An 855-nucleotide genomic window follows, 5' to 3' on the forward strand; every position below is an offset into this window, starting at 1 on the left:
TAGGGTTTGCTGAAAAAGTCGCTCAAAGAATTATGCTATTGAGTGCCAATAATTTGTCGCCCAAGTGATAAGTTTTACTTGAGTAAAATCACTTTTAACATAATTTTTATTAAAGCGTTGCCGACATCTTAGTTCTTTTGTTCGCCCCAAAATCAAGAAAGACAAAAAAAGCCCAAAAAACTGCCAAAGCAGTAGGGAAAGATTGACAACCAAAAAGGTAAGAGCAATGGACGTTTCTGAAGTTTCAGGTAGTTTTGTCATGCACAGATTTAAACCAAATCTTCTCTTAGCTTGTCCGAATTTCCCTTCTATTGCATTGCGAAAACTCTCGTCCTCTTGAGCTTGTTTTTTTATTTCAGCGCTTCGATTTTTCGGTGGTATTCCCAATGGTAATCCACTTAATCTTATCCCTCTTTCCTTACACCATGCCAAGTTTTCTCTGGTTCGATAAATTTTATCGACATGAACGGATTCGGGATAACAACCATAAGTCTCTTTAAAGTTTTCTCCTTGCGCTTTCAAATCTTGAGATTCATTAAAGTTTTCCCAAGACAAACGGTGTAAAAATACATAATTATCTACACAAGACACCGAGAGCTTTGCGCCAAATTCCGTCGGTTTTCCAGCTTTGCCTCTGACGATAGGACGTACATGAGGTTGACTTAAACTGACGATTCTCTGGTCAACCCTTGTTTTTTTCTCTGACCACATCTCCCGTTGTTGACGAGAGACTTCTTCAATGACTAATAGCAGTTTATATTGTCTTTTACTTAAACAAGTTAAGGAGGCTCCTAATTCAATTAGTTGGTCTATATAACCTAAGTTTCTTTGAATATATCCCAGTTGTTGACCAAT

At 37.4% G+C, this 855-nt stretch carries 1 protein-coding gene; it reads right to left on the reverse strand.

From position 1 onward, the window contains the following. Positions 1 to 30 precede the first annotated feature (30 nt). The coding region (locus MiAbW_RS19140; protein ID WP_151697354.1) for a transposase at positions 31 to 855 on the reverse strand (825 nt) is incomplete at its 5' end.

This window comes from Microcystis aeruginosa NIES-4325 (assembly GCF_008974145.1).
Lineage (GTDB): Bacteria > Cyanobacteriota > Cyanobacteriia > Cyanobacteriales > Microcystaceae > Microcystis > Microcystis aeruginosa_G.